We start from the raw sequence: 25,714 nt of genomic DNA on the forward strand, positions 1-25,714 counted from the left end.
ATCTGCGGCGTCGCCGGCGCAGAGAAAGGGTGCGGCGGCGACGCTAATCCGCATTTACCTTACGCTGGGCAAACACAAACTGCCAGTGGCCTGCGTCGTGGCGTGTCAGGCAAGCCTCACTCCGCCATGGTGTGTGTTTTGCCACAAATATAGTGTGGGTAGGTGCGTGCACTCGGCTGATATGTCCAGCGCGCACCGGTATTCTGTGTCCCAGTAAGGTTTAGCAGCCTAATCGATAGATGTACTACGTTGCCGCTAGACTTATGCGGTGAATCACATACAACGAATCACAAGCGATGTGCCAGAAGGAAAGGCTCGATTATGACCGCCGTACTGTTGAGTGCCCTTGGTGTCAATCTCGCCACCTATGATCCCACTCTTCTCGCCCAGCATCTCAACCTTAAGCCCCATTCGCTTATCGACGGCGCCCCGCAGCTGTCCACCGTACTGGGCAGCAGCTATCCCGAGGACGCCCTGCTGTGCGGCACCGGCGATCTCGATTTTGATGCCCGCGCCGCCGCCGGCCTCGGCCTGCCATTGCTCCTGCTCGCCGACGCCCCCGCCGCCACCATCGAACTGGTCACCAAAAAGGCTGCCGAGCAGCACGCGCCTGCCGCCGCGGTATTCGCGCCGGGCGAGGAGGCCTCTATTAATAAGGAGGAGTTGGCTGCCACGGAGCCGGTGATGAGCCCCGAGCTCTTCGAGCACTCCCTGCTTGCGCAGGCCCGCGCCATCGGCGCGCGGATCGTGCTGCCCGAGGGCGATGATGATCGCGTGTTGCAGGCCGCCGCGCAGCTGCTGTCCACCGAGGTGTGCGAGCTGACCATTCTGGGCGATCCGGAGGATATTTCTTCCCGCGCCGCCGCGGCTGGGCTGGATCTTTCCCGCGCCGAGCTGGTGAATCCGCTCACCACCCCCCGCGCCGAGGACTATGCCGCCGAGTTCGCCAAGCTGCGCGCCAAGAAGGGCGTGACTATCGAGCAGGCTCGCGAGCAGATGAAGGACGTCTCCTATTTCGCCACCATGATGGTGCACTGCGGCGACGCCGATGGCATGGTCTCGGGCGCGGCCCACACCACCGCCGAGACGATTCGCCCCGCCCTGCAGATCATTAAAACCACCCCGGATGCCTCCGTGGTCTCCTCCGTGTTCTTCATGGTGCTGCCCGGCCGGATCTGGGCCGTGGGCGATTGCGCGGTGAACCTGAACCCCACCGCCGAGCAGCTGGGCGAGATCGCCGCGATTTCCGCCCGCACCGCCCGCCAATTCGGCCTCGATCCCAAGGTGGCCGTGCTGTCCTATTCCACCGGCTCCTCCGGCGCCGGCCCCGATGTGGATCGCGCCGTGGCCGCCGTGGAGGCCGCCCGGGCCATCGACCCAGAGCTATCCATCGACGGCCCGCTGCAGTTCGACGCCGCCATTACCGCCTCCGTCGCCGCCAAGAAGGCCCCGGAGTCCCCGGTGGCCGGTGCGGCGAATGTGTTGATCTTCCCCGATCTTGAGGCCGGCAATATCAGCTACAAGGCTATCCAGCGCACCGCTGGCGCCCTGGCCGTGGGCCCAGTGCTCCAGGGGCTGAACGCACCCGTCAATGATCTTTCCCGCGGCGCGACGGTGCCCGATATCGTCAATACCGTGGCCATTACCGCCATCCAGACCGGAGGACACCGCTAACTATGAGCTACTCTCTCGTTCTTAACTCTGGCTCCTCCTCCATCAAGTTCCAGCTGGTGGATCCCGCCTCCCACGCCCAAGATGAGCCTTTTGCCTCTGGGCTGGTGGAGCAGATCGGGGAGGACTCCGGCCGCGTCACCCTCAAACACCTGGGGGACAAGCATGTGGTGGAGGCGCCGATTCCCGATCACTCGGTGGGGCTGAAGCTGGCCTTCGACCTCATGCGCGAGCATGGCTGCGGCATCGAGGATGTGGATATCTCCGCAGTGGGCCACCGCGTGGTGCACGGCGGGCTGGTGTTCTCCCAGCCGGTGATCCTCACCGATGAGGTCATCAGCATGGTTCGCGATCTCATCCCGCTTGCCCCGCTGCATAACCCGGCCAATATCGACGGCATCGAGGTAGCGCAGTCGCTGCTGCCGGACATCCCGCACGTGGGCGTGTTCGACACCGGTTTCTTCCATTCGCTGCCGCCCGCAGCCGCCCTCTACGCCATCAACAACGAGGTGGCTGGCGAGTATGGGGTGCGCCGCTATGGCTTCCACGGCACCAGCCACGAATATGTGTCGCAGCATGTGCCGGCGTTGCTCGATAAGCCCGCCGATATGGTCAATCAGATCACCCTGCACCTGGGCAATGGTGCCTCCTGTGCCGCTATTCGCGGCGGGCTGGCTATCGATACCTCCATGGGGCTGACCCCGCTGGCCGGTCTGGTGATGGGTACCCGCTCCGGCGATATTGATCCCGGCATCGTCTTCCACCTGGCCCGCCAGGCGAATATGAGCATCGATGAGATCGATGAGCTGCTCAACCGCAAGTCCGGTGTGAAGGGCATCGCCGGGGTGAATGATTTCCGCGTGCTGCGCGAGCGCATCGAAGAAGGCGATGATGACGCCTGGCTGGCCTACAATATCTACATCCACCAGCTGCGCCGCTATATCGGCTCCTACATGGTGGCCTTGGGCCGCGTGGACGCCATTACCTTCACTGCCGGTGTGGGAGAAAACGATAAATTCGTCCGCGCCGATGCGCTAGAGAACCTCGAGTGGTTCGGCATCAAGATCGATCCCGAGCGCAATGAGCTGCCGAATGACGGCCCGCGTGAGATCTCTGCCGATGATTCTCAGGTGAAGGTTTTTGTGGTTCCCACTAACGAGGAACTCGCCATCGCCCGCTACGCAGATCAATTGGCGCAGAATAGCTAGCACCAAAAAGCACTGTGGCGGTACCGCAAGGGTACCGCCACAGTTGTGTATTTAGCTGTGTTCTTGGGTGTGTAACTTGAAGAGGCCATTGGCCCAGAACATGCAGGAGAGCGCAAGCATGATGCCCAGTACTCCGCCCATGTTGAAGAGATCCGTGACCACGATAAACCACACGGAGCAGACCACCGCCAGCACTGCTGAGAATCTCACTGTCATGCACATTGCCCGGAGGAAGCGCGTGGTCGACCACCCGGTGATGGACAGATACAGGGAGTACACAATGAGTGCAGTGACGCTCAAGCCCGCGAGAAGAAAACACACGGAGTAGGGCAGACCGCCGTTATGGACCTTGCTGGCTGTATCCAGTTCTTCTTTTACCGTGATGGCCGCAGAAATAGTAATCAAAGCGCAGGCCAGGGCGAAAAAAGCACCTGAAATGAGTGGGCCTTTACGTAGCATCGGCTGAACGTTCTCCTTGTGGTTCTTGGGGGATCACGAGTATCCCAAACGGTTGAGTATCCGAATCGCCCAGTGGCGCGTGGTTTCCGGAGGTTGCTTTCAATAGTGAGCTAAACCAAACATTACCCGTGGGGGGGGGGAAATGCGAGAGAATCCGGCGTGGTTTGTGAGTTGTCCCCCTCTATGGGTGGTGCGGCTGCGCCCATCCACGGGTTGCCTCGTGGCGTCTACAGCCAGGTGGTGGGGCGCACTTTATTGGCCATGTCGATGAGCTCATAGCGATGCAGGGTGTGGTGGGCGCTGCGGGCCAGGCCACGGAGCCAGCGAGCAAGGCCGTAGCGCAGGCCGGTTTGGGTGAAGGGGTCGTCGAAAAGCTCATTGGGCGAGCATGCCTCACTGAGGTCATTGCTGCGCAGCCAGTAGAGCCCGGCGGCGGTCACCGCGGCCTGGAGCTGTAGGTAGCGGGGCTCGTTGGTGGGGATCTGTTCCAAGCGGCGGGCGGCGCGGCGGATGGCGGATTCGGTGGACTCCCCAGAAATGAGCATCATGATGGTGCTCAGCTGCGCCATGCGCTGATGCCGCGAGGCCTGCGGCACCCGATCGAGCGCCGCCACCGCCAGGTTGGTTTGGCCCTCGGCATAGAGCTGCCGGGCCAGGCCGAAGGCCGAACTCACCGTGGTGGGGTTGGTGGCCCACACCAGCTGATAGAGCTGAATAGTGTGAAAGCGCAGCTTCGCCGGCACGCTCGTGACATAGTTCCAGTCATCGCTGATGGAGCTCAGCTGCTCCGGTGTCACCTCCGCCGCATCGGGGCCGAGGAGAGCGGCCTTCAGCGCGGTGTCGCTGAGCAGCGCCACATGGTCGTGGGAGCTTTCCTGCAGCAGCATGTCATTGACCGCCGCCAGCGCCAGCTTCGGCGCCGGCTCCCCAGGCAGGATGTGCAGCACCTGGTTGAAATGCCGTTGGGCGGCCAAGAGATCCCCGGTGAGCATCGTGGTCACCCCAGAAAACCACTGGTGGCGCCAATCATCGCCGAGTCGTTCTTCCAGCGATTCCAGCCAGGATTTCGCCTCGTCCCGGAAACCTAAGTCCAAAAGGGCGCGCACCACGCCGAGGGGGATCTCGGTGGAGTGTTCATACTCGCTGGACTGCATAGCTTGGTGCAGGGTCTCCAGGGTCTCTGTGGGCTCGGAATAGGAGCTACCCGAGAGCAGCGCCGCCCCCGGATCGGAGCGATCAATCAGCGGCACCGGTAGCGCCGAGATCACCTCGTCTGGGGTGATGCGCACCGTGCGATCCACGCCATCAATGAGCTGATCGGTTTGGAATACCAGGTGCTTGGTGCCGAAGGTTGTACGCTGCGGGGAAAAGGCCGAATGGTGCGAGGGGTATTGGATGTCATCGCGAATGGCGAGGATTTCCCGCAGCACACCATAGAGCTGGATTTCCAGCTGGGAGACGTCCGTGAAGCGCTGGGCGGGATCCTCGTGGGTGCAGCGCAGCAGCAGCCGGTAGAAGCTCAAATAGCGGCGCAGCAACGGCTCCGCAGTGGGGGAGGGGATGCCCGGCTCGTACACCCCATCGCTCATCGGCAGCGGCAGCGTCAGCGCGGCGAGGGTGCGCCCGATGGTGTAGATGTCCGAGGCCACCGAGGGCCCCTCGGTGGCGACCTCGGGGGCCTGGAAGCCCTTGGTGCCGTAGATATAGCCGAACGCCCCGATACCGGAGACCGCGCCGAGATCAATGAGTTTGACTTGGTCCTCGGTGACGATGATGTTGTCCGGCTTGAGGTCGTTATACACCACGCCGCGGGAGTGCAGATAGGCCAGCGCCGGCAGCACTTCGAGGATATAGCCGATGGCCACGTCGATATCGATGGTGCCGCCGGAGCGCTTCGCCCGGTCCCGCAGCGAGGGTCCGCCCACGAACTCCATCACGATGAAGCCGCCCTCCACCCGCGGATCGTCGATGAAGTTAAAGATCTTCACGATCGCCGGGTGGGTGATATCCGCCAGGAATTCCCGCTCGGCCTCGGCCACGCCCTGGGAGGGGTGCGAGGTCTCCGCCATCATGCCTTTGAGCACCACCCAGCGGCCCGAGACATTGCTGTCCTCGGCGAGATACACCCAGCCCATGCCGCCGTGGGCGATCACGCCCAGCACGGTGTACTGGTTGGCCACCACATCGCCGGGGCTGAGCGCCGGCGGCTCGGTGCCGTTGGCGATGTCCTCGCTGGGGTCAATGAGCGCCCGTTCGGGATCGTGCAGGGGCACGAAGGGAAGCTGCACCATGCCCTCGGCCACCAGCCGGCCCACGCGGGTATGGGTGCGCCGCTCGCGGAAGGTGGACAGCGCCTCGCGGCGGCTGCGCTCGGAAGGATCGTCCTGCACTTTGGTGGGGGCGGTGGGCTGATTCGGCCCATCGCGCAGCGCCCCGAGGTCCGCGAGCAGCGCCTGGATGGAGCTATCGGAATCGAGCTCCTGCTCCTCCTCGCCATCCTCTGCGAAGGGGTCAAAGGGCACGGCCTCGGTGCCCATGACGGGATAGTCTTCATCGCTCATCAGCGTTCTCCCTCCTCATCCACATAGTGGGGCGTGGGCGGAGACACCGAGGTTTGGTAGGGGCCGAGGGTCTGCGCATACATGTCTTGCCACGTGCCATCGCTGATAATGCGCTCGATCGTGGAATTGACTTGCCGCACCAGCCCCGTGGTGTCGTGGCCCTTCTCGGCCGGCGGGATGCCCACCCCATAGCTTTCCTTATCAATGGGGCGGCCCACGATCTCCGTGGTGGGGTCTTGGGCGGCGATGCCGGCGAGAATCGAATCATCCCCCACCACGGCATCCACCTGGTCCTGTTGCAGGGCCACGAGGCAATCCGCCCAGTTCCGCACGCGCAGAATATCGGCATTGGGCGCATAGGTGCGGGTGTGCTGCAGCGCCGTGGACTCATCCACCACGCAGACGCTGCGCCCGTGGAGCGAGTTCACTCCGGTGGTGCCGGAGCCCTTGTGTACCAGCACTCGGGTTTGGGAGGTGAAATAGGGCGCCGAGAACTCCACCTGGCCCTGGCGTTCGGGGGTGATCGTCATGGTACGAATCACCATGTCCACGGTGCCGCTATCCAGCGCCGAGACCCGGTCGGAGGCGTCGATGAAGCGAAAATCCACGGCGTCGGGATCGGCGAAGATATCCCGGGCGATCTCCCGCGCAAGCTCGATCTCGAAGCCGGAGAGTTCCCCCGTGGCGGGATCGCGGTAGGAGAGCAGGTTCTGGGATTGGTCCACGCCCACGATCAGGTAGCCGCGCTGCACAATGTCCGGAATACGCTCCTCGGGGGTGCGCTCATCGGGGCGCAGGGAGGCAAAGTGTTCGGCCTCGTCCACCTGCACCGGCGGCTGGCTGCCGGCCTTTTCCCACTGGGCGCCGGCGGGAAAGGAACGCTGTTCATGCGCCAGCTCCTGCACCCACGTGGGGGCGGGGTCGCGCTCGGGTTCCACCTCGGAGCAGCCGGCGATCCCGGCGCTCAGGGCAAGGCCCAGCGCCACGAGGCGGCGGTGCGGTGCGGGCGGGCGCATTAGAGGAACTCCAAGAGTCGGGGGCGAATACCTATCCACACCAGTACCACAGAGAGCACGGAGCAGATACTCACCATGATGGCGAGCAGGCGGGTGGCGCGCAGGCCGTCGGCAATATAGTCGCGCATGGTGGCGCGGGCATCGCTGATGAGCGTGGAGAGGTTCGCATCGAGCTCATCGAAGGCGGTGGCCGCGGAGCGGGGATGATTACCGAGGGTCACATCGAGGGCGGTGTCATAGTTGCCGGAGGACTGGGCGTCGCGCAGCCGCTCGTGATACACCCGCCACTGCTCCACGGACTGCTCGGCGCGGTTGGTGGCCATCCGATCCTGCGCGGAGTCCAGCAGGGGCGAGGAGCGATAGCTGTCGATCGCGTTATCGATGCGGTCCATGCTGGCATAGAACAAGGTGGCATTATCGGCCACGGATTGGCGTCGCACCAACGCCAAGGTTTCCTTGGTGCGGGCCTGCTGCGCGGCGATACGCGCATTGGTTAATTCACTCATCGGCCCGGCGGCTTTATTAAAGCCCTGCTGCCCGGCATTCCACGTGGCCCAATTGGCCGATCCCACCCACAGCAGTGCGGCGAGCATGAGGACGGTGGCGGCGGCGAAACCTCGGTTGAGGATGCGGCGGGTGCGGTTATAGAGCCACGCCTGCGCCAGCACCAGCAGCACAAACGCAGCCACCAGCCCAGAGATCGGCACCCACTGGGGGCGGGTGAGGTCCTGCTGCTGCTCGGCCACCGTCGCCGAGGTGAGCTCGTAGAGCCGCGAGGCATTGGGCAGGATCTCGCTGCGCATGAGGCTCGAGGCCTCGGCCAGATAGGCCGTGCCCACCGGGTTGCCCATGTTGTAGTTCGCCCGGGCGGTCTCGATCAGCCCGGTGTAGACCGGCAGTTTTTGATTGATGGAGGCCAGCAGCCGCATTTCCTCGCTATTGCTATCGCGGACCTCCCCCATGGTCTGCGCCGCGGCGATACTGGCCTGCGAAATCGCATCATTGTAGCGCTCCCGCACCCGCGGCGACCCAGCGCGATTTTCCACAAAGCCGGTGGTGGCGGAGGTATCGGCGATGGAAAGCGAAGTATAGAGATTCAGCGCCGAATAGCTCATGGGCTCCACATGGTCGAGCAGCTGATTCAGGTCGCGCTCTTGATCCTCGGAGGAGCGCGCGATCGACAGCCCCGCCGCCAGCAGCGCCACGCTGAGGATGACGCACATCAGCGTCATTAGCCCGGGCGGGGTGCCCACGAAGCGAATAAAGCGCCGCAGTTGCAGCAGCGGCACATCCACCAATTCGCGGGTGACGTCGGCGAATCGCCGTTCGGCGGGTTCTGGCTGATCGAGCCAGGCATCGCCTTCGCTTGTCGACGCCGCCCTCAACTCCGTGACAGCCTCTGTCACGCTGTCACCCGTGGGGCCGGCTTTCTGGCCCGTACCGGAAAGAGTCATGTCCACAAGTCTAGCGAGGATATCTCGCCATACCCAGTACTCGAACTACACTCGCGAACATGGATGGAGACGGAAACGGTTGGAGCCTTGCCCCCGATGGCTCACGGCGCTGGGGCCTCTTTGGCGCGGCGGGGCTTTTTCTCATCGCCTCGCCCCACACCGCGCCCCGGGTATTGCTGCAGCATCGCGCCCAGTGGACGGCCGAGGGCGGAACCTGGGCGCTGCCGGGCGGGGCGCGGGATTCCCACGAAACCGCGGTGGCGGCCGCCTTGCGGGAGGCGCGCGAGGAAACCAGTATCGATACCGCGCAGGTGCGGGTGGTCGACGCCATCACCACGGCGGGGCCGTATGTGTCTGGCTGGAGCTATACCCAGGTGCTGGCCACCTGCCCGCAGCCGCTGCCCACCGCCGGCAATGAGGAATCCGTGGAGCTGCGCTGGGTGCCCTTGGCCGCACTGGAGTCCTATCCACTCATGTCGGCGTTCGCGGAGTCGCTTCCCTTGATGCGCTCGGTGATCGCTGCCGGCGAGGTGGCGTCGACAAGCTAAGGGTAGCCCTAGCACTGCGGGCGGGGCTGTGCCACACTGTGCTACATGATTGAAGTAACTGGGCTGAGCAAACGCTATGGCTCCACGCTGGCGGTGGATAATCTCACTTTCAGCGTGAAGCCTGGCGTCGTTACCGGATTCCTGGGGCCAAATGGCGCCGGCAAATCCACCACCCTGCGCATGATTCTGGGGCTGGATAGCCCCACCTCTGGGCAGGCCACGATCAATGGGCGCACCTACGCCGAGCTGGAGAATCCGCTGCGCACGGTGGGTTCGCTGCTGGATGCGAAGGCGGTGCACCCCAAGCGCAGCGCGGCCAATCACCTGCGGTGGATGGCGGCCTCTAATGGTATCGATACCCGTCGCGTCGACGAGGTATTGGGGCTCGTGGGGCTGAGCGATGTCGCAGGCCGCAAGGCGGGGGGCTTTTCCCTGGGTATGGCACAGCGCCTGGGTCTTGCCGGGGCGCTGCTGGGCGATCCGGAGTATCTCCTGCTCGATGAGCCGGTCAATGGCTTGGATCCGGAAGGTATCCGCTGGGTGCGTACCTTCCTGCGCTCCCTGGCCGAGGAGGGACGTACCATCCTCGTCAGCTCCCACCTGCTCTCCGAGATGTCCCAGACCGCCGATCACCTGCTGGTGATTGGTCGCGGCCGGCTCGTCTCGGATTGCCCCACCGAGGACTTCATCCGCCAATCCGCGCAGTCGACGGTGCTGGTGCGCACCGATCACCCGCAGGAATTGGCTGCCGCGCTGCAGGAGGAGAACTTCCACGCCGAGCGCTCCCACGACCCCCAGGGCCGAGAGATCCTCGTGGTGCAGGGGACCACCACCGATGTGGTGGGCGGGCTGGCCTACTCCATTGGGGTGGCCGTGCACGAACTCACCGAGCAGCGAGGCTCCCTCGAGGATGCCTTCATGCGCAGCACCGGCGACTCCGTGCAATACCAATCCCACACCACCACCGCTGCGCCGCAGCGTCCGGAAGGGGAGATCTAAACCATGTGGAATGCCATTCGTGCAGAGTTCATCAAGCTCACCACCACTAAGTCCTTCTACATCACCTCGCTGCTCTATGTGCTCATCGCCACCGGCTTGGCCGGTATGTCGGCCTATGGCACACGGCAACTAGCGCAGAATCCCGAATTTGCTGGATCCGAGGTCGAGTTCATCGTCGAGCCCCGCGGCCTGGTCTTCACGCTCGATGTCGTTGCCACCATCGTGATGGTCCAGGCGGTACTCATGGTGACCTCCGAGTACAGCCGCAATCAGTCCACTGCCACCTTCACCGCCATGCCGCGTCGCTGGCGGGTGGCCGCGGCCAAATGCGTGCTCTATGCCGTGGTGGTGGCGATCCTCTCTTTCCTCACCCTGATCCTTGTCCTCTACGTGGGCAAAATCATGGGCGGCGAGGCCGCCAGCTCCATGCAGATCTGGGGCGATGACTACGTCCAGCACGCCCTCTGGGCCAAGCCGGTGGCGCTCGTTCTGAGCATCGTCTTTGCCATGGGTTTCGCCTGGTTGCTGCGCAACACCGCCGGCGCCCTATTGGTAGTGCTGGTGTGGAGCCTCGGACTCGAGCTCATCTTAGGAAATATGCTGCCGCGGGTGGGCACCTATATCAGCGGCTACGGCCCCTTCAACCATCTCACCGCCTTCCAGACCACCCAGCCCGTCATCGAGGGCCCGGACTGGGATCCGATTGTTAGCGGCCTCTACTTCGCTGTCTGGGCCGCCGTGATCTTCGCGGCAGGGCTGCTGGCGATGAAGAAGCGCGACGCCTAGTTCAGCAGCACATACAGCGCCACCACCGCGCCGGGCAGCGCCAGATAATAGGCCAGCACCGCCGCGGTGCTCAGCGCCGGGTGCGGCTGGGCCACCTTGGCCAGCCAGATGGCGAGCCGAATAATGCCGTCCGTGGCCGGCGGGATGAGCATTACCAGCAGCACCCCGACGAGGTTGAAGAGCACATGCACCAAGGCCACCTCGAGGCCCGTGGCCCCCGCCGGTCCCTGTACCGCGAGCGTGGCCATGAGCGTGGTGAGCGTGGTGCCGATATTCGCCCCGAGGGTCAGCGATAGCGCCTCCCGGGTGGTGATCGAGCGCACCGCCGCGAAGGGCACAATCGAGCTGGTCACCGTGGACGAGGAATGAATCAGCGCCGTCAGCGCCGCCCCGGCCGCCACCCCGGTGGCTTGGGAATCGCCCAGGGCCCGTTCCATGAGGGTGCGGGTGGCCTGGGCCATCAGCACATGCAGCTGCCGCGTAATCAAATAGACGGCGCTGAGCAGCAGCGTCGCCCCCAGCACCAGCACCACCCACGGGGCGGCCTGGGCGCCGACAAGCGCCCCGGCGGCACCGCGGGTGCCCACCAATTCCACGAGGGGATCGCTGAGCCGGCGCACAAACTCCGCAGTAGGGATTTCCTGGTGGGAGCTCTCGTCGAGGATCCGAGTGCTCAGCCAGTGGCTGCTGCGTTCTAAGGGATGAAAGAGCAGCTCGAGGGGGAAGAGCACCGCCACACTGGCGCTATTAAAAATGCCCTGCACCGTGGCGGCGGCGAAGGCGCTGCGAAACTCCACCGGCGAGCGCACAAAACTCAAGGCCACGATCGCGGAGGTCATCGAGGTGCCGATATTGGCGCCCATGGTGATCGCGATCGCCAAAGGCAAAGGCACCACCCCAGTGGCCACCGCGGCCACGGTCACCGTGGTGATGGTGGTGGAGGATTGCACGACCGCCGTGGCGGCGATACCCAAACACAGCCCCACCACGGGGTGGGCGGCCGCCGCGACCAGGGTGGCGATGGTGTCGCGGGAGAGCATCGAGGTGGCGTCGCCAAGCAATGCGAGCGCAAAAAGGAGCAACACCACAGCCCCTGCCACGCCCGACCAGCGCACCGCCATGCCCAACAGGGAGGGCGCGAGAACATCGGAATCGGAGGTGGTGATCCGCGGATTGCGGGGATGGGTGGTGCCCGGCAGCCGGGTGGGTGAGTCAGCTGCCACCTCGTGAATCCTCCTCCTGCGCTGCCGGTTGCTGTGGCCTCAACATTAATGGGGGCTGGTGGGAAGCCCTAATCTCCTCCCCCTATGCCAAACCTGAGGTGAGCTTGCAGGCATTATCCAGATACTTGCGCCAGAAACCGCGGGTAGACCACTCCTCCAGCTCAATCTGCGAGGAACTGGCGATATAGCTATCGGCCAGCTCGCTGAGTCGGGTGGTGAGCGAGCCGCGTGCCACCATCAGCGAGATCTCGTAGTTGAGGTTGAAGCTGCGCATATCCATATTGGACGAGCCCATCACCCCGATGGCATCGCGGTCGGAGGAGGCGGGGTCGGCCACCATGAACTTCGAGTGCAGCACATAGGGCTTGGGGTAGGTGTGGATGTTCACCCCGGCCTCCAGCAGGGCCTGGTAGTAGCTGGACTGGGCGTGGTGGACGATGAAATTATCGGCGCGCTCGCTGACCAATAGATCCACCTGCACGCCGCGGTAGCAGGCGCTGGTAATGGACTCAAAGAGGGACTCGTCGGGGATGAAATAGGGCGAGCACAGGATCAGCCGCTGCTTCGCGTGGTGGGCGATGGAGTTAAAGAGGCGCAGATTCGGCGAGGTGGGAATACCCGGGCCAGAGGGCACCAGCTGCAAAATATTGATATCCGAGTCCGGTTCCTCCGGCAGCTCCGGGCTGGGTTTTTCCTCCAGCACGTTCAGCGCCTCGCCGGTTTCGAAGTACCAGTCCATGGCGAACACGGCGCGCAGCGAGTTCACCACCGGCCCCTCGAGCTCCACCATGAGATCGATCCAATGGCGATCGGCCTCAATATTGGCGTCGAGCAGATAGCTGGTATCGATGAGGTTTTGCGAGCCCATGAAGGCCACCTCGGAATCCACGATCACCATCTTGCGGTGATTGCGCAGATCCGGGCGGCGCCAGCGACCAAACCAGGGGCGCAGCGGAAGCATCACGTGCCACTCCACCCCGATGGAATCCAGCCGCTTGCCCAGCCGCATATAGCCGGGGTACTTCCACGAGCCCACGTGATCAAAGAGCAGCCGCACCTTCACCCCGCGCTGGACGGCGCGTTCGCAGGCGCGGAAGAAGGGATCCGTGGTGTCATCCCAGGCAATGATGTAGATCTCGATATGCACATACTCGCTGGCATTATCGATGGCCTCGGCCATGCGGCGCAGGCTGTTGTAATAATCCGGCAGCAGCCCCTTGGTGGTGCCGGTGACGGCGGGGATATTGGTGAGCCGGCGATTGAGCTTGACTATGGATTCCAGCTCCGGGCTGAGCGTGGTGTGCTGCGGATAGTCGGGGGCCTCGGACTGCACGGCCTCAATCGATTGATTGGCCTCCTGCTGCAGCCGGTGGCGGCGGCGGTTGATATAGGCCGAGCCCATGAGCAGAAACAGCGGCAGGCCTACGATGGGCAGCACCAGAATGATCAGCAGCCACGCCGTCGATGCGGCGGGACGACGCCCCTCCGGCACGATGCCGATGGCCAAGATACGGATGGAGTAGTCGATGATCAGGCCCGCCGTCTGCCACCACTCCAAGTGCACGCTAATCACACTCTGCGCCCCCGCTAGTCATAATCCACCACCACGGGCACGTGATCGGAGGCGCCTTTACCGGCGCGCTCCTCGCGATCAACAAACCCGCTGCGGGCGCGGGCCGCCAGGGCGGCGGTGGCCACCTGAAAGTCGATGCGCATGCCCTCGTTCTTGGGGAAACGCATGGCCGTATAGTCCCAGTAGCTATAGTCGCCCTCGCTGAAACGGCGGGAGGTTTCTTCCACCCCCTCGCTGCACAGGAACTCGAAGGCGTGGCGCTCTGGTTCGGTGAGATGGGTTTTGCCCGCGAAGAAGGAAGGATCCCACACATCGCTATCGCGGGGAGCGATATTGTAATCGCCCACGAATACCGCCGGGGTGTCCAGGCTGTGGGCATAGGCGCCGAGGGTATAGAGGAAGCGCAGCTTGTAGTCATAGTGCGGGTGGGCGATCTCGCGCCCATTGGGCACATAGAGGCTCCACACCTCCACCCCGCCGCAGTTGGCGCCGATCGCGCGGGCCTCGATGTCCTGCGGCTGCGCGGGATCATTGTGATAGCCGGGCTGCTGCGGGAAGTGGGTGCGCACATCCGCAATGCCGACGCGGGAGATCAGTGCGACGCCGTTCCACTGATTGAGCCCATAGTGCGCCACCTCGTAGCCGGCCTCGGTGAAAGGGTCGGTGGGGAAGGCCTCGTCTTTGACCTTCGTCTCTTGCAGCGCGAGCACGTCCACGTCGTGGCGCTGCAGAAAATCCACGGCACGCTCAATGCGCGTGCGCACGGAGTTAATGTTCCACGTGGCAATTCGCATGCCCACTACAGTAGTCGTTGGAACAACTGGGGGTAATCCGACGTTGTAGGGGATAAGAACGGAGATTCGTGCCGTCTTCGGCGGTGCCTCAACCTAGGAGTGATGTGGTGTTCATGGAGGATGAGTACCTGCGTACTCAGCAGCTGCAGCAGCCGCGGCGGGGCTTTCCTTTCGCGGGGGTGCGCGATGCCATGAGCCCGCCGGTGGCCTATTCCGAGCTGGAGCGCTACCAGGCCTTCGGCCCGGGCCGGAATCGCGGCCGCCGTGATACCTACTGCGCCCCGGTGCTGCGGCGCATGGCCGCGCACGCACTCGATGCCGCCGGTGTCACCTTGGCGCTGCTGGCCATGCTCCTAGTCGTGTCCACCGGCAGTGTTAGCACCGTCGCCCTCCTGAGCGTCCTGCTCGGCTGGCCGGCCGCCTATTACCTCTATCAGGTAGCCGGCGATGTCTGCGGCGGCAGCGTGGGCAAGCGGCTCCTCGGCCTGCGGGTGGTGGCTCCGGCCGCCCTGCCGGTGAGTATCACTTCCGCTTCTCGACGCAACCTGTGGATCTTGCTCAACTACATCCCCATCGCCGGCCCGGTGGCGGCGCTTGGCGTGGCGGGATGGCTCGGTGCCGATGCCGCCACCGATGCCTTCGGCATGGGCCCGCACGATCGCAGCGCCGAGCTGCGCGTCATCCGCCCCGACTAGCCCCTAGCCTCTAGCCCCTAGCTCTGTGGCATAGCGGTGGCGGTGATGTTCGATGAAGCCGAGCCGCTCATAGAGCCCGATACCGGCGGTATTGGAGGCGATCACCTGCAAATAGGCGTCGGTGGCCCCGTTCTCCGCGCCCCAGTGCAGCACCGCCTGCCCGAGCTGGGTGCCCAGCCCGCGGCGGCGCCACGCATCCTTGACCTCCACGGCGGAATAGCCCAGCCAGCGCCGCCCATCCGGGGACTCGGTGATAGTGGCGCGGGTAATTGCCACCGTCTGCTCGCCCACGCGGATCCGGGCGAATCCCATGCGCCCCTCGATCTCTCGCATGAGCAGCTCTAGGGCGTGCACCGGCAGCGCCTGGCCGCGGAAATGATATTGCTCCAGCCACGCCGCATCGGGCTGCTCCTCCACGCTCACCGTCATGCCCTCTGGCAGCGTCGGTGGCGTGTCGGTGTCGTAGTCGCTGAGCGAGCGGCTCATCACAATAATGTCCGGCCCCAGCTCCCAAGCGGGCGGTCGGCAGAGCCTTTCGGCGTTGCGGGCGATACGCTCCGGCAGGTGCACCCGCACCGGCAGCTCGTGGCGGGCATAAAACTCGCGCATCTCCGCCAATGGCGGCAGGCTAAACCCGGCCGACGCGCCCAGCGGGGTGGCGGAATTGGAGCGCTCGGTAATGCCATCGCCGGCGCGCATCAGCCACTGCCCGTCCTCGCTCCAGGCGTGCTCGATGCCCGGGAACGCGAGGGCGGTGGCGTGCTCGATGGCGCGGATATCGGAGTTCATCACCCGGCGCGGGCTGAGCACTTTCAGGATTTTCACCAAGGAAGCGTCGATAAGCACTGTCGGCGCAGAGGACGGCAGCCCGCCCACTGACTGGGGCCGCAGGATCAGCGGTTCCAGGCTCACCACGTGCCCGATCACATCCGTCAGATGTCCGGGCGTGTGGGGGATGCGGCGGCGCACAATCACCCGATCGCCCACTGTGGGGGCGCGGCCACTAAAGGGGAAACTCAGCATTAGTTGTCAAAACCGAAGGGGTCGGGGTCGGTGCCGGGCAGCCAGGTGCGGCCGGCTTCCGTCCAGCCATTGCGCTTCACCATCTTCTTCGCGGCGCGCTTATTCCGGCCGATGAGCATATCGGTATAGACATAGCCATCGAGATGGCCCACCTCGTGCTGCAGCAGGCGGGCGAAGAAGCCATAGCCTTCTACCGCGATCTTCTCGCCATTCTCATCGAGGCCGGTGACCCGCGCCCAATCGGCGCGGCCGGTGGGGAAACCCTCGCCCGGCAGGGAGAGACAGCCCTCATCCTCGGAGCCATCCTCGGCGGGCATGGTCTCCGGGATCTCGGAGGTTTCCAATACCGGGTTGATCACGCAGCCCACCCGAATCCGGCCCCCATCGCGGGCAATATCCGCCGCGGACTTATCGCTGCCCTCAGGGCCGTCGATATCGGGGCAGCGGTAGACAAAGAGTCGCTTATTCACGCCCACCTGATTCGCCGCCAAGCCCACCCCATTGGAGGCCACGAGGGTCTCGTGCATATCGGCAATGAGCTCGGCGAGCTCGCTCACCGGCTCGGTCACGGGCTCGGTGGGGGTGTGCAGGACGGGGTCTCCGTAGATCACAATCGGGCGAATCGTCATGCAATAGAGTGTAGACCCATGAGTCAGTTGAGTGAGCACGACAAAGCGATCCTGGAGCTGGAAAAGAAGCGCTTCGTGCAGTCCGGGCGGAAGGAGGAGGCCATTCGCTCGCTCGGCACCACCCCGGTGCGCTATTACCAGCGCCTGAATGAACTGATCGATCTGCCGCTCGCAGCCGAGCGCGAGCCGCTGCTCATCGCCCGTCTGCGGCGGCTGCGGGAGCGGCGATCTTAAAACACTTTCAGCTCCACCAATAGTTCACGTTAAGATGGCAGGCGTGTCTGAGATGAACTACTCCCCCCACGAGTCCACCGAGCACGATTCCGTGCTCGACGAGCGTGCCGCCGCCCCCGCTGCCGCCGGTGCTTCGCGCGGTTCCGAGGCGCCCATCCGCGGCCTAGCGATGATCCTCATCAGCGTGGCAGTGCTGCTGGCGCTATGGGGAGTATTCACCCTCATCGATTCCGATGATCCCAATGACACCGTGGTGGCCGATCCCGGCTCCTCTAGCTCCGCCGCGCCATCCCCCGCGCCGAGCAGCGCCGCCGAGCGTCCCGAGGGCGCCGAGCAGGCCCCGCCCGCTCGCCCCGAGGGCGAGAAGCCAGCCCGCCCGGCAGATCAGGGTACTGCGGTGGATCCGAAGACCGTGCCGGTGACCACCCTGAATAACTCCACCATCACCGGCCTGGCCGATAGCGTGGCCACCAAGCTGCGCGATACGGGCTGGAATGTGCGCGAGGTGGGCAACTTCGCCGATACCCCGCTGCCGGAAACCACTGTGTTCTTCACCCCCGGTAATGCCGATGAGGAGCGCGCCGCCCGCGCCCTCGCCGAGGAGCTGGGCGTGCAGGCCCAGCCGCGCTCGGAGGCTGTCGCCACCGCCCCGCAGGGCGTCGTCCTCATTCTCACCAAGGACCTCCGCACTCCTTAAAGTCGGCGATCTTTTCACCCTGTGGGCGCGCCCGCCTGCTGGAATCGAGTAGTACTTCACCATGACTCAGTCTTCGTCAACCTCGCTGTCTGCCGGTGAGAAGCGCCGTTCTGTCTCCCACCACCAGAGCTTTAAACGCGGCGGCCCCCATACTCTCGGGGTGGAATGGGAGATCGGCCTGATTGATCCCGTGACCCGCGATCTGGTGCCCCGCGCCCATGAGGTGGTGGATTATATCCACGAGCACTATCCAGAGGTGCACGTGGAGCGGGAGTTTTTGGCCAATACCGTGGAGCTGATTACCGGGGTGGGTTCCACCGTGCCCGAGGTAGTCGAGGAGCTGCGCTACGGGCTGGCCGCCTTGCAGGAGGCCGCCGAGCACCTGGGCGTAAAGCTCTGGTCGGCCGGCTCCCACCCCTTCGCGGACTGGCGGGAACAGCCCGTCTCGGAGAAGGGGCCCTATTCGGAGATCATCGAGCGCACCCAGTACTGGGGGCGGCAGATGCTCATCTGGGGCCTGCACGTGCACGTCTCCGTGGAACACGAGGACAAGGTCTGGCCGCTGATTAATGCGCTCATGACCACCTTCCCGCACCTTCTGGCCCTCTCGGCCTCCTCCCCGGGCTGGAATGGGCTCGACACCGGCTATGCCTCCAATCGCACGATGCTCTATCAGCAGCTGCCCACCGCGGGGCTGCCCTTCGTCTTTGACACCTGGGAGCAGTGGTCGGAGTACATGGAGGATCAAGATACCTCTGGGGTGATTAGCCACACCGGCTCGATGCATCTCGATATCCGCCCCGCCGGCAAGTGGGGCACCATCGAGGTGCGCGCCTGCGATGCCCCCTCCACGATCACCGAGCTCGCCGCTATCGTGGCGCTCACGCACACCCTGGTGGTCTACTTCGATCGCCAGCTCGATGCGGGCGCGGAGCTGCCGCAGCTGCCGCTCTGGCACAACGCGGAAAATAAGTGGCGGGCAGCCCGCTATGGCATGGATGCGCTAGTGATCACCGGCCGCAATACCGAAGAGGAATGGGTGCGCGACTCGCTGCGCGGAATTATCACCACCCTCCGCCCGCTGGCTGAGGAGCTGGGCTGTGCCGAGGAGTTCACCGAGCTTGAATGCATGGTGGATCGCCCGGCAGCCTATGCCCGGCAGCGGGCCGTCTTTGAGGCCAGCGGCGATTGGAAGGACGTGGTGGACCTCAGCATCGAGGAGCTCTACCGCGGTCGCCCCTAGCCTTCTGGCTGCTCCGCGCGCCCCCGCTGCTCTTTGCGGCGGCGCTGCTCTTCCTTCTGCCGCTGCTGTTCCTTCTCCCGCTCCTTGCGCTGTTTCTCGGCGGGCTCGTCGCTGGTCAGCAGCTCGGCGTCGTAAAGCTTTTCCTGCCTGGCGATCCTGCCGAAGCGCTGCGCCACCACCGGCGCGGTGAGCAGGGCGAAGAGGATCACCAGCACCATGGCGGTGATATCGCCGCGCTCTGCGGAGCCGAAATCTTCAATAGCGATCACCCGCAGAATCGCCCCGAGCATCACCAAGATCAGCCCGAGGGTTTGGGGTTTAGTGATGGCGTGTAGCCGCTGCATGGTGTCGCGGAAGCGGGCAAGCCCGAGGCTCGCCGAGAGCGAGAGCAGGGCGCCGAAGGTGAGGCAGACAAAGGAGGCGATCAACAAAGCGGAGGTCATCGGCGGGCGTCTCGCTTCCGGAATCGGGTGACGGCCACGGTGGAGATGAAGCCGAGCAGCGCCAGCACCATCATGGCGTTCGACACGGTGGTATCGAGGGTGTAGCAGATATACAGCGCCAGGGCCGCCTGGGACATGGCCACGATCGCATCGAAGCTGAGCAGCCGGTCCAGAGAGTTCGGCCCCACGAGGATCCGCCCCAGCGCGATCAGCGCCGAGACCGAGAGCATGATCGAGGGGATGATGAGCAGGGCAGTGTAGAGATCATTATCCACGAGGGCTCACCTTCTCTTTGTGTGTCCCGTTTTTCTGCATATCGCTTTCGAAGATGGCGATCAGCCGCTTCTCTAGGTCGCGCACGCTTTCTTTGGCGGCGGCGATGGCGGCGGGGGAGCGGCCATCGAGCACGTGGTAGACCATGCGGCGATTGGCCACATCGAGATCACAGACCGAGCCACCCGGGGTGAGGTTTAAGACGGTGGCGGCGAGGGCAAAAACGAACTCGTCTTGGACGCGCATGGGCACATAGACGATGGCGGAGCGCGGCGGCTGCCCGGGGCGCAGCGCGATCCACGCCACCCGGGCGGAGGAGACCACCAGATCCCCCACGAAGGCCCCGGCCAGCCGGAGGAGCTGCCACCAGGCGATGCGGGACCACGTCATGGGCACGCTCGGTAGCGGCAGCAGCACCGTCACCGCCACGCCGATGCCGAGGCCGGCGAGAATATTGCCGGGGGTGATCTCGCCATAGAGCATCACCCAGATGATGGCCAGCAGCACTACGGAGAGCGGCCGGAAGCGGCGTTTGAATCCTTCGATCATCACTGGTCTCCTCGAAGTGCGGGCTGGCGGCCCGGCTCATCGTTGCCGCTGTCATGGCCGAGCACGGCGCTGCGATAGTTCGCCAGATCCTGGGTGGACTCCGCGGCGCGGGTGGTCACCTCGGACAGCGGCCCGGCGAGCACCGTGATGGCCAGAGAGGCGGCCACCAGCAGGGAGGTGGAGGCCACCATGCCGCTGGGCATCCGGCCCACGTCGGAGCGCTCGGTGATCTCGATGGTGTCGGTGCTTTCGATCAGCGTGGTGGGGCGAGCAAAAGCCTGGTTGCCCTCGGGGGCATCGGAACGATCCCGCCAGAAGGCCTTGGACCACACCACGGCCATGGTGTAGAGCGTGAGCAAGCTGGTGAGCACTGTGCCGCCGATGAGCAGCCACACCAGCGCCCCGGAGCGGGTGGCGCCGGCCTCGATGAGTAGCACTTTGCCCAAGAATCCGGAGAAAGGCGGGATGCCACCCAGGTTGAGGGCGGGGATGAGAAAGAGCGTGGCGAGCACCGGCGAGGTCCAGGCCAGCGAGCCGAGCCGCCGCAGCGAGGAGGAGCCCGCCTGGCGCTCGATCAGCCCCACCACCAAAAACAGGGCGGTTTGCACCAAAATGTGGTGCACGGCGTAGAAGATCGCCCCGCTCAAGCCCTCCGCGGTGCCGAGGGCGATGCCGAAGATCATGAAGCCGATGTGGCTGACCAGGGTGAAGGAGAGCAAACGCTTGATGTCGTTTTGGGCCATCGCGCCGAGGATGCCGAAGATCATGGTTAATAGCGCCGCCCACATCAGCACGGTATCGAGGCTGCCATCGGGAAACACCACGGAGCGCATCCGAATAATGGAGTACACGCCCACCTTGGTCAGCAGCCCCGCGAACACCGCGGTCACCAGGGCCGGGGCGGTGGGGTAGGAGTCCGGCAGCCAGGAGTAGAGGGGAAAGACGGCGGCTTTGACCCCGAAGGCCACGAGCAGCACCGCGAAAATGGCGGTGCGCACCCCAGAGGGCACCTCCTCCATGCGGATGGAGATATGCGCTAGGTTCAACGTGCCCACGGCGGCATAGGTGAGGGCGATGCCGATGAGGAAGATCACCGAGGAGAGCATATTCACCATCACATAGGCGATACCGGCGCGGATACGCTCCCGCGCCGCGCCGAGGGTGAGCAGCACATAGGAGGCCACGAGCAGCACCTCGAAGCCCACATAGAGATTGAAGAGATCCCCGGCGAGGAAGGCGATATTCACGCCCATGCTCAACAGCAGATAGGCGGGTAGGAACACGCTCACCGGGTCCTTCTCCGAGCCATCGCGCATGCCCTGGGCGATGGCAAACCACATCACCGCCAGCAGCACCAGCGAGGAGACGGTGAGCATCAGCGTGGAGATGCGATCGGCCACGAGGGTGATACCGATGGGCGCATCCCAGCCGCCGACTTGCAGGCTCTGCACCCCGGCCTGGTCCACGTAGACCACCATGAGGGTGCACAGCGCCAGCAGCAGAATGAAGGTGCCCATGGCCACCACGTGCTGCACCCGCCGGCTGGAGAGCAGGTGGATGAGCGCGGTGGCGATCACCGGCAGCAAAATCGGGCCGGGGATCAGATAAGGAAACAGCGGCGCGAGGGTATCTATCACTGCTCGTCTCCTTCTTTTTTGCCTTGGCCGTGCACCGGCGCCTCGAAGCTGGAGGGACCGAAGAGATCGCCGCGCTCCGTCGGCTCGCCGGTGAGCGGATCATCGGAGGCGTCGTGGTCCGGCGCGGCCGAGGCGGCCAGCGGCCGAGTGGCCACGGCGGTGTCCTCGGTGTCATCCTCCACCAGGTCGGCGGTGCCATAGCGATACTGCCGGTAGGCGAGGCCGAGGATGAAGGCGGTCATCGCCATGGAAATCACGATGGCGGTGAGGATCATCCCTTGGGCGAGCGGGTCGGAGTCGGCGTCGTCAAGCGCCGAGCTGCGGCCCATAATCGGCGGCGCTCCCGCGGGGCCGCCGGCGAGCAAAATCAGCAGATTCACGCCATTGCCCATGAGAATCAGGCCCATGAGCATTTTGGTCATGGCGCGCTCGAGTAGCAGGAAGGTGCCCGCCGCCACCAACACCCCGGCGGCGAGGACGAGTGAGAGATTAACTACCATGGCGTGCCATCTCCTTCCTAGCGGTCTCCTTCTTCACGGCCTTGCGGCGGCGGCTGCGCTCATCACGATCCAGCTGCCCGCCCAGCGATTGCAGAATGTAGAGCACCAGCCCCACCACGATGAGATACACCCCGAGATCAAAGATCAGCGGGCTCACCAGGTGCATCTCGCCGATCAGCGGCACATGCAGATCCAGCACATAGCTGCGCAGCGGGGCGTCGCCGAGCAGCAGCGGGGCCACGGCGCTTATCGACGCCAACCCCAAGCCACTACCGATGATCTTGCCCGGATCCACCGGCATGGTCTGCTCCAGCTCCTCTGGGCCGCCGGCCAGGTAGCGCAAGGCAAAGGCCAGCCCCGCCACCAGCCCGCCGGCGAAACCGCCGCCCGGGGCATTGTGCCCGGCGAAGAAAAAGAACACGCTGAGCACAATCATCGCCGGGAAACTCAGCCGGGTCGCCGCCTCCACTACCAGGGCGCGGTTGCGTTCGCGCTCATGCGCGCCGGGGGCGGAGAGCCACTGCCCGCCGAAGGTACTCTCGTGGAGCACCGGCCGCCGCGAGACGCGGGAAAAGCTGCGGGTGCGATAGACCAGCGAGGCCACGCCGGTAGCCACAATCACGATCACGGAGATCTCGCCCAGAGTATCCCAGGCGCGAATATCCACCAGCAGCACGTTCACCGCGTTCGCCCCGTGGGCGATGTCCTTGGCTAGGGCGGGGATCGCCTCGGAAATCGGGGCCACGCTGCGGGCGTTCATGGCGAAGACCCCCAAGACCACGGTGGTCATGCCCACCGCGGCGGCCAGCCACGCCCGGCCGCGCAGATACCCGGTGCGGGTGCGGGCCGAGGTTTCCGCCGGCAGCTTCCGCAGCACCAGCATGAACACCACCATGGAGACGGTTTCTACCAGCAGCTGGGTGAGCGCGAGGTCTGGGGCGCCATAGGTGGCGAAGATCAGCGCCAGCCCATAGCCGGTCACCCCCAGCAGCACCACCGCGGAGAGGCGGTTATCCATCCGGGTGGTGGCGATGGCCACCACAATGATGATCAGCGCCAGCACTCCCTGCACCGGGTTGTCCCAGAGCGTCATGCGCACATTGGTGCGCTCGCCGAGCAGGATCGCCACCATGGGCAGCACGCAGAAGGTCAAAAGAATCACGGCCTCGTTGATGGGCAGCGAGCCGCGCTGCGTATTCGCGGTGATGCGCAGCGACAGCCGCCGCAGCGTATCCAGGGTGGAATCATAGGCGGCATCCGCCGAGCCCAGCGCGGGCTTGTCGAAGTGGAATCGCTCGAGGGTTTTGCGCTGCCAGTGCATGATCGCACCGGCGGCGATAATCACCGCGGTGAGCAGCAGCGGGATGCCGAAGCCATGCCATAGCGCCAGCTCGCCGGAGGGGGCGACGGCGCGCATCTCGGCGTCATCGTAGACGGTCCCCGCGTGAATGCTGATCGCCTGATCCAGCAGCTCGGGGCGCAGCCCGAAAAACAGTCCCGCCAACGCCAGCACCAGGGGCGGGGCCCATTGGGTGAAGCTCAGCGTATCCATGGTGGCCACCGCCGGCGAGATGCCGCCGCCGCTGGGATGATCGGGGCGTTTGCGAAAGAAGGCGGCGTGGAAGAAGTACAGGGTATAGGCCACGGTGAGCACCGAGCCCACCACCAGGCCCAGCAGGGTGGCTTGGCCGGGTAGCCCCACCAAGAGTGGCTCGTGCAGCAGGGTCTCAAATACCGCCTCTTTGGCCACGAAGCCGAAGAAGGGCGGGAGCCCAGCCATGGAGGCCCCGGCGAGGGCGGCGATCAGCGCCAGCCCGGGCTTCTTCCGGCCCAGCCCGGAGAGCTTATTCTTATTGCGGGTGCCGGTGCAGTGGTCGATGGCGCCCACCACCATAAACAGGGTGGCCTTGAACATCGAGTGCGCCAGCATCAGCGCCAGGCCGGCGATGAGCGCGGCTTTCGCGCCCACGCCCATCACGGTGATGATGAAGCCCAGCTGGGAGACGGTGCCATAGGCCAGAATCAGTTTCAGATCCTTTTGCCGCAGCGCCATCCAGCCGCCGAGCAGCATGGTGAAAATGCCGAGCGGCAGCACAATCAGATGCCAGGCGGTAATGCCATTGAGCGTGGGCGAGAGCCGCGCCACCAGGTAGATGCCGGCCTTCACCATCGCCGCCGAGTGCAGATAGGCCGAAACCGGGGTGGGGGCGGCCATCGCGCCGGGCAGCCAGAAGTGGGCGGGGGCGATGGCGGATTTACTGAGCGCCCCGGCGAGAACGAGGGCCACGGCCGCGCCCATCCACGGCGCATCCGGGCCGATACCGTGGCTGACCAACCCAGAGAGCGTCCATTGCCCGGAGCGGGTGCCGAAGACCACGATGCCCACCAGCATCGCCAGCCCGCCGAGGGAGGTGACCATCAGCGCCTGCCCGGCGGAGCGGCGGGAGGAGGCGCGCTCGCCGTAGTAGCCCACCAAAAGGAAGGACAGCACGGAGGTGATCTCCCAGAACACGTACATGAGCAGCAGGTTGTCGGAGATCACCAGCCCGTACATGGCCATACAAAAGGCCACCATGCAGCCGCCGAAGGTGGCGAGCCGGCGCGGGTTGGCGTTGAAATAGCCCCAGCAATAGAGCAGCACGAGGGCGCCGACGCCCAAGATGATGAGCGCAAAGAGCGCGGAGAGGCTATCGAGGCGGAAATCGAGGTCCAGGTGCGCGCCGCTCATCCACGGAATCTCCGCGGTGCGGGTGGTGGGTTCCGGGGTGGTGAAGAAGGTGGTGAGCACCCACCAGAACCCGGCGGCGGGAACCAGTGCGACCACGCCAAAGGCCGGCCGCCCCAGCACCCGCAGGAGCGCGGGCGTGAGTAGCGACGCGGCAATTAAGCAGAGGAGCAGAAGAAGCACACATCCACCTCATCTAGTAGAGGAAGCAACGTGTCTCATTCTAAACGAGGCCTCGGACACCACCACGCCCCACGCGAGCGCGGTATTTCGCAGCTATGCCGCACACCCCACCGCCGCGGAAATGAAGATCCACGGCCACGTGGATGGATCGAACCAGCTCCGATAGCCTATGTCTCTCTCCCAGTAGAGCTCGTTGAGTGCTTCTGCCACGTCCAAAGCTTCATCAGATACCCCGGCACTACGCGCCCTAGAAGTATCTATATGGATACTGTCACCAGGTCCGGGTTCGACACATGGTTGCAATTCCTGCTCAATCTTGGTGGGGCGTCACGCCTGGATTGATGTCCACCGACACTGAGCAGCCAGTACTAGCTTGGGCACTACCACCTCCGGAATAGATGGCAATGGTGGTGTGGAGTAGAGACGCGGCAGGAAGCCTTCGAGGGCCGCAAGAGGGAAGCCGCCAATCAACCCATGTGACACCCTCGGCTCCCGGGGAGGATTGTGACAGTGCCGTGCCTCTGGACAGTGAGAAAGTAATCGGCGGCAAGTTCGATCTCCTGCGGAGCGCACGTGTGGCTTCGCAGAACA

General features: G+C 64.6%; 24 protein-coding genes. 9 read left to right on the top strand and 15 right to left on the bottom strand.

Going from position 1 to position 25,714, the window contains the following annotated elements:
* Positions 1 to 318 precede the first annotated feature (318 nt).
* Both pta and KR227_RS09335 read left to right on the top strand, forming a co-directional pair.
* On the top strand, positions 319 to 1,674 hold the full coding sequence (gene pta, locus KR227_RS09330; RefSeq protein WP_370625221.1) for a phosphate acetyltransferase: 1,356 nt from the start codon (positions 319 to 321) through the stop codon (positions 1,672 to 1,674).
* Positions 1,675 to 1,676: 2 nt separating this feature from the next.
* On the top strand, positions 1,677 to 2,879 hold the full coding sequence (locus KR227_RS09335; protein WP_151549965.1) for an acetate kinase: 1,203 nt from the start codon (positions 1,677 to 1,679) through the stop codon (positions 2,877 to 2,879).
* Positions 2,880 to 2,930: 51 nt separating this feature from the next.
* On the opposite strand, the gene KR227_RS09340 is transcribed toward KR227_RS09335, so the two are convergent.
* From KR227_RS09340 to KR227_RS09355, 4 genes are all read right to left on the bottom strand, one after another.
* Positions 2,931 to 3,338 (bottom strand): hypothetical protein, encoded by a 408-nt coding sequence (locus KR227_RS09340; RefSeq protein ID WP_218365086.1) that lies wholly within the window; start codon positions 3,336 to 3,338, stop codon positions 2,931 to 2,933.
* 227 nt (positions 3,339 to 3,565) lie between these two features.
* On the bottom strand, positions 3,566 to 5,899 hold the full coding sequence (locus tag KR227_RS09345) for a serine/threonine protein kinase (protein ID WP_218365087.1): 2,334 nt from the start codon (positions 5,897 to 5,899) through the stop codon (positions 3,566 to 3,568).
* A complete protein-coding gene (locus KR227_RS09350; RefSeq protein WP_218365088.1) occupies positions 5,899 to 6,915 on the bottom strand; it encodes a glutamate ABC transporter substrate-binding protein in 1,017 nt (338 codons plus the stop codon). The genes KR227_RS09345 and KR227_RS09350 overlap by 1 nt, the downstream gene beginning before the upstream one ends.
* Positions 6,915 to 8,369, bottom strand: a complete 1,455-nt coding sequence (locus KR227_RS09355; protein WP_218365089.1) for a hypothetical protein — start codon at positions 8,367 to 8,369, stop codon at positions 6,915 to 6,917. The genes KR227_RS09350 and KR227_RS09355 overlap by 1 nt, the downstream gene beginning before the upstream one ends.
* 59 nt (positions 8,370 to 8,428) lie before the next feature.
* Here KR227_RS09355 and KR227_RS09360 point away from each other — a divergent pair, with 59 nt between their 5' ends.
* Genes KR227_RS09360 through KR227_RS09370 form a run of 3 tightly spaced genes read left to right on the top strand, consistent with a single transcriptional unit; the run spans position 8,429 to position 10,702 of the window.
* On the top strand, positions 8,429 to 8,917 hold the full coding sequence (locus KR227_RS09360; RefSeq protein WP_218365090.1) for an NUDIX hydrolase: 489 nt from the start codon (positions 8,429 to 8,431) through the stop codon (positions 8,915 to 8,917).
* Positions 8,918 to 8,962: 45 nt separating this feature from the next.
* A complete protein-coding gene (locus KR227_RS09365; protein WP_218365091.1) occupies positions 8,963 to 9,916 on the top strand; it encodes an ABC transporter ATP-binding protein in 954 nt (317 codons plus the stop codon).
* Positions 9,917 to 9,919: 3 nt separating this feature from the next.
* A complete protein-coding gene (locus tag KR227_RS09370; RefSeq protein ID WP_218365092.1) occupies positions 9,920 to 10,702 on the top strand; it encodes a multidrug ABC transporter permease in 783 nt (260 codons plus the stop codon).
* Here the strand turns inward: KR227_RS09370 and KR227_RS09375 are convergent.
* The 3 genes from KR227_RS09375 to KR227_RS09385 all read right to left on the bottom strand — a co-directional run bounded on the left by KR227_RS09375 (position 10,699) and on the right by KR227_RS09385 (position 14,292).
* A complete protein-coding gene (locus tag KR227_RS09375) occupies positions 10,699 to 11,925 on the bottom strand; it encodes a Na/Pi symporter (protein ID WP_218365093.1) in 1,227 nt (408 codons plus the stop codon). The genes KR227_RS09370 and KR227_RS09375 overlap by 4 nt on opposite strands.
* A gap of 82 nt (positions 11,926 to 12,007) precedes the next feature.
* Positions 12,008 to 13,498, bottom strand: a complete 1,491-nt coding sequence (cls, locus tag KR227_RS09380) for a cardiolipin synthase (RefSeq protein ID WP_218365094.1) — start codon at positions 13,496 to 13,498, stop codon at positions 12,008 to 12,010.
* A 14-nt stretch (positions 13,499 to 13,512) separates the two neighbouring features.
* A complete protein-coding gene (locus KR227_RS09385) occupies positions 13,513 to 14,292 on the bottom strand; it encodes an exodeoxyribonuclease III (RefSeq protein WP_218365095.1) in 780 nt (259 codons plus the stop codon).
* Positions 14,293 to 14,405: 113 nt separating this feature from the next.
* On the opposite strand from KR227_RS09385, the gene KR227_RS09390 reads away from it, so the two are divergent.
* A complete protein-coding gene (locus KR227_RS09390) occupies positions 14,406 to 14,987 on the top strand; it encodes an RDD family protein (protein ID WP_151641171.1) in 582 nt (193 codons plus the stop codon).
* A 3-nt stretch (positions 14,988 to 14,990) separates the two neighbouring features.
* On the opposite strand, the gene KR227_RS09395 is transcribed toward KR227_RS09390, so the two are convergent.
* Both KR227_RS09395 and KR227_RS09400 read right to left on the bottom strand, forming a co-directional pair.
* Positions 14,991 to 16,010, bottom strand: a complete 1,020-nt coding sequence (locus tag KR227_RS09395) for a GNAT family N-acetyltransferase (RefSeq protein ID WP_218365096.1) — start codon at positions 16,008 to 16,010, stop codon at positions 14,991 to 14,993.
* Positions 16,010 to 16,639 carry a peptide deformylase gene (locus KR227_RS09400; RefSeq protein WP_218365097.1) on the bottom strand — a complete coding sequence of 210 codons (630 nt, stop codon included), beginning with the start codon at positions 16,637 to 16,639 and terminating at the stop codon, positions 16,010 to 16,012. Before KR227_RS09400 ends, KR227_RS09395 begins: the two co-directional genes overlap by 1 nt.
* Before the next feature lie 18 nt (positions 16,640 to 16,657).
* Here KR227_RS09400 and KR227_RS09405 point away from each other — a divergent pair, with 18 nt between their 5' ends.
* The 3 genes from KR227_RS09405 (at position 16,658) to KR227_RS09415 (ending at position 18,813) form a co-directional block, all read left to right on the top strand.
* Complete coding sequence (locus KR227_RS09405) at positions 16,658 to 16,873, top strand: DUF3263 domain-containing protein (protein WP_151549979.1); 216 nt, start codon at positions 16,658 to 16,660, stop codon at positions 16,871 to 16,873.
* A 52-nt stretch (positions 16,874 to 16,925) separates the two neighbouring features.
* Positions 16,926 to 17,570, top strand: a complete 645-nt coding sequence (locus tag KR227_RS09410) for a LytR C-terminal domain-containing protein (protein WP_255549276.1) — start codon at positions 16,926 to 16,928, stop codon at positions 17,568 to 17,570.
* A 61-nt stretch (positions 17,571 to 17,631) separates the two neighbouring features.
* Positions 17,632 to 18,813: a glutamate--cysteine ligase gene (locus KR227_RS09415; protein ID WP_218365099.1), complete on the top strand. Its 1,182-nt coding sequence runs from the start codon at positions 17,632 to 17,634 to the stop codon at positions 18,811 to 18,813.
* On the opposite strand, the gene KR227_RS09420 is transcribed toward KR227_RS09415, so the two are convergent.
* The 6 genes from KR227_RS09420 to KR227_RS09445 are packed head-to-tail and all read right to left on the bottom strand — an operon-like array spanning position 18,810 to position 25,123.
* On the bottom strand, positions 18,810 to 19,256 hold the full coding sequence (locus KR227_RS09420; RefSeq protein ID WP_218365100.1) for a monovalent cation/H(+) antiporter subunit G: 447 nt from the start codon (positions 19,254 to 19,256) through the stop codon (positions 18,810 to 18,812). The two genes, KR227_RS09415 and KR227_RS09420, sit on opposite strands and share 4 nt — an antisense overlap.
* The gene (locus KR227_RS09425) at positions 19,253 to 19,531 is read right to left on the bottom strand and encodes a monovalent cation/H+ antiporter complex subunit F (protein ID WP_151530177.1); all 279 of its coding nucleotides are present in this window, start codon (positions 19,529 to 19,531) and stop codon (positions 19,253 to 19,255) included. Before KR227_RS09425 ends, KR227_RS09420 begins: the two co-directional genes overlap by 4 nt.
* Positions 19,524 to 20,078 (bottom strand): Na+/H+ antiporter subunit E, encoded by a 555-nt coding sequence (locus KR227_RS09430; RefSeq protein WP_218365101.1) that lies wholly within the window; start codon positions 20,076 to 20,078, stop codon positions 19,524 to 19,526. The genes KR227_RS09425 and KR227_RS09430 overlap by 8 nt, the downstream gene beginning before the upstream one ends.
* A complete protein-coding gene (locus KR227_RS09435) occupies positions 20,078 to 21,712 on the bottom strand; it encodes a Na+/H+ antiporter subunit D (RefSeq protein WP_218365165.1) in 1,635 nt (544 codons plus the stop codon). Before KR227_RS09435 ends, KR227_RS09430 begins: the two co-directional genes overlap by 1 nt.
* On the bottom strand, positions 21,712 to 22,215 hold the full coding sequence (locus KR227_RS09440) for a Na(+)/H(+) antiporter subunit C (protein ID WP_151530180.1): 504 nt from the start codon (positions 22,213 to 22,215) through the stop codon (positions 21,712 to 21,714). Before KR227_RS09440 ends, KR227_RS09435 begins: the two co-directional genes overlap by 1 nt.
* Entirely contained in the window at positions 22,205 to 25,123 is a 2,919-nt protein-coding gene (locus tag KR227_RS09445; protein WP_218365102.1) for a Na+/H+ antiporter subunit A, read from the bottom strand. The genes KR227_RS09440 and KR227_RS09445 overlap by 11 nt, the downstream gene beginning before the upstream one ends.
* Positions 25,124 to 25,714: the final 591 nt, after the last annotated feature.

The sequence above is a fragment of the Corynebacterium sp. TAE3-ERU30 genome (assembly GCF_019209925.1).
GTDB lineage: Bacteria > Actinomycetota > Actinomycetes > Mycobacteriales > Mycobacteriaceae > Corynebacterium > Corynebacterium megadyptis.

What these genes read in the sequence shown, in the direction of transcription:
- KR227_RS09335 (WP_151549965.1), top strand. Translation starts at nt 1,677, where the DNA reads ATGAGCTACTCTCTCGTTCTTAACTCTGGCTCCTCCTCCATCAAGTTC.
- KR227_RS09340 (WP_218365086.1), bottom strand. Translation starts at nt 3,338, where the DNA reads ATGCTACGTAAAGGCCCACTCATTTCAGGTGCTTTTTTCGCCCTGGCC.
- KR227_RS09345 (WP_218365087.1), bottom strand. Translation starts at nt 5,899, where the DNA reads ATGAGCGATGAAGACTATCCCGTCATGGGCACCGAGGCCGTGCCCTTT.
- KR227_RS09350 (WP_218365088.1), bottom strand. Translation starts at nt 6,915, where the DNA reads ATGCGCCCGCCCGCACCGCACCGCCGCCTCGTGGCGCTGGGCCTTGCC.
- KR227_RS09355 (WP_218365089.1), bottom strand. Translation starts at nt 8,369, where the DNA reads ATGACTCTTTCCGGTACGGGCCAGAAAGCCGGCCCCACGGGTGACAGC.
- KR227_RS09360 (WP_218365090.1), top strand. Translation starts at nt 8,429, where the DNA reads ATGGATGGAGACGGAAACGGTTGGAGCCTTGCCCCCGATGGCTCACGG.
- KR227_RS09365 (WP_218365091.1), top strand. Translation starts at nt 8,963, where the DNA reads ATGATTGAAGTAACTGGGCTGAGCAAACGCTATGGCTCCACGCTGGCG.
- KR227_RS09370 (WP_218365092.1), top strand. Translation starts at nt 9,920, where the DNA reads ATGTGGAATGCCATTCGTGCAGAGTTCATCAAGCTCACCACCACTAAG.
- KR227_RS09385 (WP_218365095.1), bottom strand. Translation starts at nt 14,292, where the DNA reads ATGCGAATTGCCACGTGGAACATTAACTCCGTGCGCACGCGCATTGAG.
- KR227_RS09390 (WP_151641171.1), top strand. Translation starts at nt 14,406, where the DNA reads ATGGAGGATGAGTACCTGCGTACTCAGCAGCTGCAGCAGCCGCGGCGG.
- KR227_RS09395 (WP_218365096.1), bottom strand. Translation starts at nt 16,010, where the DNA reads ATGCTGAGTTTCCCCTTTAGTGGCCGCGCCCCCACAGTGGGCGATCGG.
- KR227_RS09400 (WP_218365097.1), bottom strand. Translation starts at nt 16,639, where the DNA reads ATGACGATTCGCCCGATTGTGATCTACGGAGACCCCGTCCTGCACACC.
- KR227_RS09405 (WP_151549979.1), top strand. Translation starts at nt 16,658, where the DNA reads ATGAGTCAGTTGAGTGAGCACGACAAAGCGATCCTGGAGCTGGAAAAG.
- KR227_RS09410 (WP_255549276.1), top strand. Translation starts at nt 16,926, where the DNA reads ATGAACTACTCCCCCCACGAGTCCACCGAGCACGATTCCGTGCTCGAC.
- KR227_RS09415 (WP_218365099.1), top strand. Translation starts at nt 17,632, where the DNA reads ATGACTCAGTCTTCGTCAACCTCGCTGTCTGCCGGTGAGAAGCGCCGT.
- KR227_RS09420 (WP_218365100.1), bottom strand. Translation starts at nt 19,256, where the DNA reads ATGACCTCCGCTTTGTTGATCGCCTCCTTTGTCTGCCTCACCTTCGGC.
- KR227_RS09430 (WP_218365101.1), bottom strand. Translation starts at nt 20,078, where the DNA reads ATGATCGAAGGATTCAAACGCCGCTTCCGGCCGCTCTCCGTAGTGCTG.
- KR227_RS09440 (WP_151530180.1), bottom strand. Translation starts at nt 22,215, where the DNA reads ATGGTAGTTAATCTCTCACTCGTCCTCGCCGCCGGGGTGTTGGTGGCG.